At 31.3% G+C, this 8,419-nt stretch carries 14 protein-coding genes; 3 read left to right on the plus strand and 11 right to left on the minus strand.

Annotation, left to right across the window (positions count from 1 at the left end):
* A partial coding sequence (locus NST77_RS25800) for a hypothetical protein (protein WP_341123931.1) occupies nucleotides 1-592 on the plus strand: 592 nt, incomplete at its 5' end.
* Nucleotides 593-614: 22 nt separating this feature from the next.
* Here NST77_RS25800 and NST77_RS25805 read toward each other — a convergent pair.
* The 10 genes from NST77_RS25805 to NST77_RS25850 all read right to left on the minus strand — a co-directional run bounded on the left by NST77_RS25805 (nucleotide 615) and on the right by NST77_RS25850 (nucleotide 5,633).
* Entirely contained in the window at nucleotides 615-803 is a 189-nt protein-coding gene (locus NST77_RS25805; RefSeq protein ID WP_341118321.1) for a hypothetical protein, read from the minus strand.
* Nucleotides 804-1,150: 347 nt separating this feature from the next.
* Complete coding sequence (locus tag NST77_RS25810) at nucleotides 1,151-1,780, minus strand: MarR family transcriptional regulator (RefSeq protein WP_169189776.1); 630 nt, start codon at nucleotides 1,778-1,780, stop codon at nucleotides 1,151-1,153.
* 174 nt (nucleotides 1,781-1,954) lie between these two features.
* Nucleotides 1,955-2,233, minus strand: coding sequence for a DUF5839 family protein (locus tag NST77_RS25815; protein ID WP_169189775.1), 279 nt, complete (start codon nucleotides 2,231-2,233; stop codon nucleotides 1,955-1,957).
* Entirely contained in the window at nucleotides 2,226-2,651 is a 426-nt protein-coding gene (locus NST77_RS25820; RefSeq protein WP_341118323.1) for a hypothetical protein, read from the minus strand. The genes NST77_RS25815 and NST77_RS25820 overlap by 8 nt, the downstream gene beginning before the upstream one ends.
* The gene (locus NST77_RS25825; RefSeq protein WP_341118325.1) at nucleotides 2,648-2,872 is read right to left on the minus strand and encodes a hypothetical protein; all 225 of its coding nucleotides are present in this window, start codon (nucleotides 2,870-2,872) and stop codon (nucleotides 2,648-2,650) included. Before NST77_RS25825 ends, NST77_RS25820 begins: the two co-directional genes overlap by 4 nt.
* Entirely contained in the window at nucleotides 2,869-3,261 is a 393-nt protein-coding gene (locus NST77_RS25830; protein WP_341123932.1) for a hypothetical protein, read from the minus strand. Before NST77_RS25830 ends, NST77_RS25825 begins: the two co-directional genes overlap by 4 nt.
* Before the next feature lie 109 nt (nucleotides 3,262-3,370).
* Nucleotides 3,371-3,550, minus strand: coding sequence for a hypothetical protein (locus NST77_RS25835; RefSeq protein WP_341118311.1), 180 nt, complete (start codon nucleotides 3,548-3,550; stop codon nucleotides 3,371-3,373).
* 21 nt (nucleotides 3,551-3,571) lie between these two features.
* Nucleotides 3,572-3,739 carry an antitoxin VbhA family protein gene (locus NST77_RS25840; RefSeq protein WP_341118313.1) on the minus strand — a complete coding sequence of 56 codons (168 nt, stop codon included), beginning with the start codon at nucleotides 3,737-3,739 and terminating at the stop codon, nucleotides 3,572-3,574.
* A 71-nt stretch (nucleotides 3,740-3,810) separates the two neighbouring features.
* Nucleotides 3,811-4,341 (minus strand): MerR family transcriptional regulator, encoded by a 531-nt coding sequence (locus NST77_RS25845; RefSeq protein ID WP_341118315.1) that lies wholly within the window; start codon nucleotides 4,339-4,341, stop codon nucleotides 3,811-3,813.
* A gap of 725 nt (nucleotides 4,342-5,066) precedes the next feature.
* Nucleotides 5,067-5,633: a YiiX/YebB-like N1pC/P60 family cysteine hydrolase gene (locus tag NST77_RS25850; RefSeq protein ID WP_341118316.1), complete on the minus strand. Its 567-nt coding sequence runs from the start codon at nucleotides 5,631-5,633 to the stop codon at nucleotides 5,067-5,069.
* Nucleotides 5,634-5,713: 80 nt separating this feature from the next.
* Between NST77_RS25850 and NST77_RS25855 the strand changes: the two genes are divergently transcribed.
* On the plus strand, nucleotides 5,714-6,067 hold the full coding sequence (locus NST77_RS25855) for a DUF3139 domain-containing protein (protein ID WP_341118317.1): 354 nt from the start codon (nucleotides 5,714-5,716) through the stop codon (nucleotides 6,065-6,067).
* 370 nt (nucleotides 6,068-6,437) lie between these two features.
* On the opposite strand, the gene NST77_RS25860 is transcribed toward NST77_RS25855, so the two are convergent.
* Nucleotides 6,438-6,734 carry a conjugal transfer protein TraD gene (locus NST77_RS25860; RefSeq protein WP_341118318.1) on the minus strand — a complete coding sequence of 99 codons (297 nt, stop codon included), beginning with the start codon at nucleotides 6,732-6,734 and terminating at the stop codon, nucleotides 6,438-6,440.
* A gap of 429 nt (nucleotides 6,735-7,163) precedes the next feature.
* On the opposite strand from NST77_RS25860, the gene mobQ reads away from it, so the two are divergent.
* Nucleotides 7,164-8,419: MobQ family relaxase (mobQ, locus tag NST77_RS25865; protein ID WP_341123933.1), on the plus strand; the 1,256-nt coding region annotated here is incomplete at its 3' end.

The following is an 8,419-nucleotide window of genomic DNA, read 5'->3' on the forward strand; positions in this document are numbered from 1 at the left end:
GGAAAGCCTTCTAAAAAATCATGAAATCAAAAAGACGACTTCTCTATATCCAGAACTAAAAAATAAACGAATCAATTATAAAACAGCTATAAAATTACAAGACGTTCATAAACGTTATAATCTTTCAAAAATTAGCGATATACCAACAGTTATCGAGAAGAATAAAGCTGAAATAAACAACATATCGAAAAACATTTCTACTTATGAACAAAGAGTAAAAACAGCAAATCAAGCAGAAATAAGATTAGGAATACTTAGTAAAATAAAAAACAAGTTAGAAGCGATTGAAAACAATCCTTTCCAATATGGAAAATTACTACATGATTCAGTTACAAAAGAAAAATATAAAAAATTAAAAAAACAACAAAGTTCTATAGGACGTGAACTTCGTTCTGTTGGATATACCACTGTTGGTTCTATCAAAGAAGACAGCAAATTGATGAACGAACTCAAACCTACTTATGATAAATATGTAAAAAAACTTGAAGAACTACAGAAAGAAAACGAAACCTTATCCAATGTTCAAAAAGACTTACAGCGAGCAAATAAAAGAGAACAATATTTATCAAGAGATAATGGATTAGAAAGATAGGGGTTGTAAAATTTACAACCCCTTATTTCAACTTCCAATTCATTTCGTATTTTTCAAATACCTTGATGAGATCATCAAGCAATTGCTCGCTTTCTTTCCATGACAAAGGCTTTTTTTCATAATCTCGACTATACTCAAACGTCACACGCCAATTACGGTTGCAATCAAAAGTACCATTAATAATCTGTTTAGACCTTTCAAACTCATGCATAAAAAAAGCACCTACCTTTTAAATTATTATATCGTAGTTATTTCTCATTTGATAACCACCCCTAATTACAAGGTTTTTAGTTGCCTTTATGGCAACATCTTAGCCTTATGGCAAGAACCTAAAAAGTTTAAATTTAAGATTGCCAAACAAAAAGTGAAATGCTATTTATTATAGAGTGAGAAGAGAGAGAGTTTTAAAAGTTAAAAAAAGACTGTTATATCAAGGGTTTTGAGATTTTTTGTGTGTTGCGATTTTACAACACTTGTGTTGCGATTTTACAACACACGAAATAATAAAAAAATAAAAAAACCGTTAGTAATCAAAATTAATTACTAACGGTTTTTTCTTTAAAATAATTTATCCGGTAAATCCTTTAATATTTTCATTTTCATTGCTTTATGAAACATAACTTGTAAATGCTCCGGAACCTTATCTTTATCACCCGCAAAAATAATATGAGGATTAACAAATAAAGAATAAGCTTTAACGTTATTACCTTCAATTCCACTTTCAGCTTTAGCTAAAATTCCTTTTTTAACTAAAGAATTAATTGTTGTACTTGTATTTGACCTATTACTATTTATTAGCTTAGAAATCTCTGTAATATTTGCAGGAACAGGATTTTTCTCTTTAATATCTAAAACTATGCAATTACTTGAAAAAGCAATATAAGGTATAACATCAGATAAAAAAACCTTTTCTTTACTGCTAAGATATTCTTGCTTATTTAGAAAACCTAAATTCTCTTGCAAGTGTTGAGCAAACCTCACTTTCGAATGTGGAGATCTTTTAGTTCCTATGTAAAGTTCTTTATTACCAGTAGCCATACTAAGTATTTTCATAGCTTGGTCAATTTGTTCTTGAGGTACTCCAAAATGCTCTAGATTATTAAGAATTTCATCATTTTTTAAATCTCTTTTTCTAGCATTTTTACTAACACTGTTTAAATTTACTACATTATTGTTTTCTTTTTTCACAAATTTCCTTCTCCCTACTAGAAGGAATATATCACTGTATGTTAGAATATAATTATTCTATAAGTGAATACAGGACATATTCCTGTCCTTGATTTAGTTAAAACCCTCGGAGTCGGCAAAAACTTGAGGGTTTTTCTTTATACCTTTAAGACTACCAATATTTTCTTCTTTATTCTACACTTTTTCATTTTTCTGAGGAGCTCTTTCTAAAACACATTTAACTTTCTTATATTTTTTTCCTACTTCTTCTAATTCTTCTCTAAACACATTCATTACTAATACTGGTGCTGATGTATTTTTAGCATGAACTAATACGATATCTCCCTGTTCAATAGGTTCTTTTCTTAATTTTTTTGGAATATGCCAATAAAATAGTTTGCTAGTATTTAACTTCAAAATACCATCTTTATTACTAAGAATATGAAACGCAGCAATAGTATTATTATCAGACATTTTCTTTCCCTCTTTCAATTTTCTCTTTTAAATTAATTAATAGTTTATCATCAATTCGTTTCGGTTTATACCCCATCCTATCAATCAATATACCCTCTATAACCTTCATACGGGCAGTATAAAGGCGATATTCACTTTCTGCCAAACCTTTTATATCATTAGGAACTACAACCCCGTCAGGAGCCTTCTGAACAGTTCTCATAAGGTGGTAACAACTTGTCCGCTTTTCTCTCACCAGTCGAAGCAAAACTAAAAGATCATATGTGTGAAGTGAAGCCAAGAACGAAAACGGTCTTTCGCATAATTCCAAGTACATAAAACCGTCTAATTTTGGTCTTTTCACTTTCAATGGTGCTTCACAAAAGGAGCATGTTTCTGCATAATTGCTATTTTCTTGACCGCAATAGGAACAAATCATTTTCTTTGAAACTCCTCACTACTTACGTAGTTAATAACCATAGCCCACAATTCATCTGATACCTCTAATTCGTATTGATCGATGACAGCTGCATAAGAATCCAAAGATTCTTTCAAGCCATTTTCTGATAGGAAAGAACGCTTTTTACTATGTCCAATCGAATTAACATGTTCTATCACAAATTCCCCATTATCCATATAAATTTTTAATTTTTTCATCATGCTTCCTCCTTAAAATGAGTCAAAGTTAATTCTCTAAAATAAGCAGACATAGATTTTAAATCTTTATCCTTAATATCGCTTTTTATTTTGCTCCATATATCCTCTGGAAGAGTTATAGACACCTTTTTTGTAACTCCCATAGATGGACGCCCTACATTTTCTTTTTTGGCTGAATTAGAGTGTTTTAAATGCTCTGGTAACGTATCGTATCGATAAGGCGGAATATAAAGCTGACCTAACATTTCGTTTATTGTTTCCAAAGCAACTCCTTCCGTCGCGGCCAAGGAAACAAATTCATTTTCTAATTGCTCGATTGTTTTATTTTCTTCCTCTTCACCATTCCAACGAACATCATATAATTTTTTGTGTAAATCCCATACTTTCAACATGTTTTAACCGCCCTTTTCTTTAAGTTACCTTTATTATATCATTTAAGTAACTTTAATTCAAGCGTAAAAAATACCGATTTTCCAAAATAGAATAATCGGTATCTTTCCCCTAGCTATACACTTGCTTGAAAAATAATTGCTTATGTTTTCTTACTTCTACATAGCCAGTAATCTTATATTGTGAAGGTTTTTCGTTCAATGCTAACAATTCCTCATAGAAAAAATGTTCTGCTTGTTTCTCTTTAAAAACTGGCTTATCTGTTCCTAAAATTTCATGAAGCATTAGCATAAAATCGCCCACCATCTTATTTTATTTTTTATCAGCTAATTCCTTTAACTTATTGATAAAATCTTCATCTGAAATATGTCCTTCTAGAGATTTTCTTACTAAATCCTCTTGTTCTTTGGAAACATCCATTCCAGATATTCTCAACGAAGCTTTAGCATATCTCATCGCTTCTTCATTAGTCCTTTTCATAAAAAAATCCTCCTTACTTACCCTAAAGGTTTATAGGTTGCCATAAAGGCAACCCTTGTCTGTACTGGTTTTTACTTGAAGAGTTTTTTCCACCAGGGTTTTACGTCGTCTTCTTCTTTGGCAGCTGCTATTTCTAATCTCTTTTCTTCTAATGATTGTTGTAATTGCATCGTTAGGATCCGATCTCTTTTTTCTACAACATCATTCATTTTATATTCAAATGCTTTCAACATATTTTCTCTTTCTTCTTCAATTGCTACTTTCACTACTCGTTGTATCGTTTCTTCTAATTCACTCTTTGATAAACGAATCTCATCCGTGAAAACGCTAGGCGTTTTTGTTGCGTTTTTTTCGTCTATATTCATTGATACAACAGCATTTAACGCGTCTGTAAAAGAAACATTGTTTGCTAATAATTTTTTCAATTCTCTTAACGCCTTAAAATCGCGTTCATAATAAATCCGTTGTCCTTTTTCATTTCGTTCCATTATATAACCATGCTGTTCTAACTCAATAGACCATCTTCTTAAACTAGAAGTAGTTATTTCTAAATCAGCAGCAACATCTTTCGAAAAATAGCCAAAGCTATTAGCGTTTTTCATAGCGTTTATTCACTCCTTCTACTTTTACTCTTCGATAATCTAGTAGAATTTCCTTCTTTCCTTTCAATCATCGTAAAAAGTCAATTGTATAATGAAGTAGCATTTAGAAGTAAAACGGAGGGATCTAGAGATTGACTTTTTTATTATGAAGCTATTTTTCTCGATATTTCCCAAACGCAAAAAGGCGGAATTTGCCCCAATATGGACAAATTCCGCCTTTTGCTTTTTGGATTGCTGTGTATAGGACATTTTATGTAAACTAACTTTAATGACCTAAAAGCTCATATTCAGAGGGGGATTATCAATTAATCTAATATTTAAATCCTAAAAAGCTTTGGTCGCTAAATAGGGGTAATATGGAAATTTGATAATCTTTCTATTTTTTGCAAATCTATTATTTTATTTTGTAGAACAATAGATTATGTTAGAATAAAGAAAAAAACAAAAAGCCATTTTCCTCAAGCTTAAGTGCTCCAACACACCTAACGGAAAATGACTTTACCCTTGCCCAAAACAAGGTTATTTGTAAAATTATTGTACTCGAATTAACTCTATATTTCAATGATTAATAATAGACATTTTTTGAGCATACACAAATAACCCATTTACCGACAAAGAGATATTTTACTAATGATGATGCAGTAAACCTAATTTGCTTTCAGTTCCCTAAGTTAAAACTCTAAGCTTTGCTTAGAGTTTTTATACTAATCAATATTTCTACATTTCTACCATTTTACTGAAGCAACAATAGATCCCATCCCACTGTAACCTACTTTATTTATGAAAGCATAAGGATGAATTATTCCAGAAGATGCTAATATAGGATAACCTGTACCATAGTAATATGCTTGATAAACTAATTTTGAACAATAGGTAGGATCTTTTGAACTGAGATTAGGTGTTATTGAATATTTTGCTTTAGGATAATCTTTTAAATATTTAGCTGCCCAACTTGCGGCTTTTGATGGCTTGCCTTTGTATTTGCTGTTTGTCCTAACAACCTTTGTAGAAGTATATTTTTTAAACCAAGAAGAAATTGAGATTTTGGACGGGTGAGCACCGGGCCCTGAAATATGCGCTATGTATGTACTATCGATAACTATTCCTGCATGTCCAGTAATTCCTTTGCAATTAGGTTTACAATTAGTTGTTTTGGTAACCACAATATCACCAGCTTTAACGGTAGCTTTAGTTCCTGGATAACTAGCTGCACTTGCTTCATTAGTTTGAAAGGTCAATGAAAAAACAAGTAAAAGTGCAGCTGTAACTAAAATACTAATAATTTTTTTCAACTTTATCACTCCAATATCTTATATTTTGTTACAATATTATCCATTATATTACATAATGCACCAAATGAGGAGGTAAAAATATGAAAAAAAGAATATTTTTGTTATTGATATTTTTTGTGATTTTTGGAGGAATAGGTTTGTATATTTATTTCAGTAATAATCCATCTGCTAAACCTTCTGAAGAAAGAATGGAAAATATTTGTGATAAAGTAGAAGATTATTTGATAAATGAAAAAGGGTATGATAAAAAAGAAATTTTATCATTAGAGCCTCAATTTGATCCTAGGTTCGCAGGATCCGATGCAGCCTACAGCGTGACTGTTGTTTTTGCGGATGAACAAGATATTGAATATCAATATGGTATGAACGGTAATGAAGTTTTTCAAGAAGGGTACTCTGGATCTAAAGATAATCCAATTCATGCAGAACAATAAAAATATATAAGAAAAAATTGATTGAGCACTGTTTTTTTCAATTAGAAACAAAAGAATTAACAAATTTTTTCATGTATTTAACCGAACAATTTAGTGAAAATAAAAAAACATAGTTCAAAAAGGGAGCGATAAATTTCTAAATCAAAAAATTTCAAAAGTAGAGAGTTAAGATATATGTGTTGATAAAACATATTCAGAAGCATAAAAAGAGTAGTTGAACTACTCTTTTTAATTTACTCTTTTTAAACCACAGGCTCTGCCTGTGTGAAAATAAAAGGGATTTTATATAAAAAAATAAAAGATACTTTACTTCATTTAAAAATACAGTAAAATATATTAGTTTTATATTGCTAAAATATAGAGAATGAAATTATTTTTCTAGATTAATTTGAAGAATTTTTCTTGCTTGTTCAATATCCATCTTCAATATTTTTTCTTTATTTTTCACTACATCTTTCTTAAAAGAAGCAATCAATTTAATTATTTCTTCTTCCCCTTCAATCTCAAAATGTTTCTCAATTAATCCACCCACTTGAATTAATCTTCTAGTTCTTTCTTTTCTCTCCTTTTGTCTCACTTGATTCGCCAATCGTTGTTTCTCCAGTTGCATCTTCCTAATTTTTTCTTCTAAATCTACTAATCTCTCTTCTTCCGTTCTTCGAGCCAAGGCTCTCACTCCCTACCCTATTATTTTCTCTATTATATCCAAAATTACGAGCGAAAACTAGAATTACAGAATGACTCCTCACATTAGTTCGTGGTATAATAACCCCAACGAACTAATGTGAGGAAGGGCGCACTTATACAAACTACGTTTGTGTGCGGTTGCTTCGCAACGAAAAAGCGTATTCGCCTTTCAGCGAATACCAAAATCAAAATCATTCATTCGCATATCTGCGAATGAATATCCGCCAAATGGCGAATACAAAAAACAATCGTAAGCTATTTATTATTCCTTGTTGGAAAAATCCAACTTGTCATAATAAATCCTTACGAATCCGTAATAAAAAATTTCCCACCTTTCGGTACGAAATTTTTTATTACGGTCATCCAAAACCTAATACATAAAATCCAAAAGAAAAGGAGGAAAAAGAATATGGCAATCTATCATTTCTCCGTGCAAATGATCTCACGCGGAAAAGGGCAATCCGCCATTGCTTCTGCAGCTTATCGATCAGGTGAAAAATTATATGATGAACGATCCGAGCAAAGCAAATATTATAAAAGAGACGTGCAACCAGAAAACCATATTCTTGCTCCTTCTCATGCTCCATCATGGATTCAAAATAGAGAGTTTCTTTGGAATGAAGTGGAGAGAAGCGAAACAAGAAAAAATTCTCAACTAGCAAGAGAAATTAATATTGCTTTGCCACGAGAACTTTCCAATAAGCAGCAAACTGAATTAATCAAAGGATATGTTCAAGAACAATTTGTAGATAAAGGCATGGTTGCCGATATTGCTATTCATCGAGATGATAAAGAAAATCCACACGCTCATGTTATGTTGACCACTAGAGAAATTTCAGAAAATGGTTTTACTACAAAGAATCGTGATTGGAATAAAAAAGAACTACTGGAGCAATGGAGAGAACAATGGTCTGAACATGCCAACAAGGCACTTAAAAAAGAAAATATTCAAGAACGGATTACCCATCAATCTCATGAGGATCGTGGACTTGAAATTTTACCTACTGTTCATTTAGGACATGTAGCTTCTGATATGGAGAAAAAGGGAATCGAAACAGACCGAGGAACTATTAATCGTGAAGTAAAACAGCATAATGCCATTGTTTATGACTTGCAAAAATATCGCGAAAAAAAGCAACAGCGACAAACCTTAATAAAAGAACAGGAACAAAAAAAGACAGTTGCTTTCGCTCCTGCAGAACAAAAAGTATTAGACTATATTCAAACAAAAATGATAAAAGAAAAACCGACTTTAGAGAATATTTCTAAGATAAAAGAGATTAATGAAATATGGCATAGCCAAAACAATTCCGAACATTATCAACTTCAAAACAAGCAAAAAAACATGGATAATCTTTTCCAAGCAAATGCCACTTTATCAAGCTTGGAAAAACAAATAAGCGAAAAAGAGCAAGCACTTGAAAATACAGGATTCTTTCAACGAAAACAGAAAGAGCAGCTACGCCATGAAATTAATTCTTTAAGCCAAACTCTTGATAGCCAAAAAGAAAGAGTATCCATCTTAATGCGAGATAATAACATTTCAACTAGAGAAGAAATTCCGTTTAGAAAAAAACAAATGGACAAAGAAGTTGAACAATCTCGTACTGAATTAGAAGGAAAAAGAACAACATACAAAAATACTAATAAGTTATTAGAACAAGG

Source organism: Niallia sp. FSL W8-0177, assembly GCF_038006285.1.
Classification (GTDB): domain Bacteria; phylum Bacillota; class Bacilli; order Bacillales; family Cytobacillaceae; genus Niallia; species Niallia circulans_A.

Excerpts from the sequence above, each read along its gene's own strand:
- NST77_RS25835 (WP_341118311.1), bottom strand. The coding sequence starts at position 3,550 with ATGCTAATGCTTCATGAAATTTTAGGAACAGATAAGCCAGTTTTTAAA.
- NST77_RS25820 (WP_341118323.1), bottom strand. The coding sequence starts at position 2,651 with ATGATTTGTTCCTATTGCGGTCAAGAAAATAGCAATTATGCAGAAACA.
- NST77_RS25805 (WP_341118321.1), bottom strand. The coding sequence starts at position 803 with ATGCATGAGTTTGAAAGGTCTAAACAGATTATTAATGGTACTTTTGAT.
- NST77_RS25825 (WP_341118325.1), bottom strand. The coding sequence starts at position 2,872 with ATGATGAAAAAATTAAAAATTTATATGGATAATGGGGAATTTGTGATA.
- NST77_RS25840 (WP_341118313.1), bottom strand. The coding sequence starts at position 3,739 with ATGAAAAGGACTAATGAAGAAGCGATGAGATATGCTAAAGCTTCGTTG.
- NST77_RS25845 (WP_341118315.1), bottom strand. The coding sequence starts at position 4,341 with ATGAAAAACGCTAATAGCTTTGGCTATTTTTCGAAAGATGTTGCTGCT.
- NST77_RS25830 (WP_341123932.1), bottom strand. The coding sequence starts at position 3,261 with ATGTTGAAAGTATGGGATTTACACAAAAAATTATATGATGTTCGTTGG.
- NST77_RS25855 (WP_341118317.1), top strand. The coding sequence starts at position 5,714 with ATGAAAAAAAGAATATTTTTGTTATTGATATTTTTTGTGATTTTTGGA.
- NST77_RS25815 (WP_169189775.1), bottom strand. The coding sequence starts at position 2,233 with ATGTCTGATAATAATACTATTGCTGCGTTTCATATTCTTAGTAATAAA.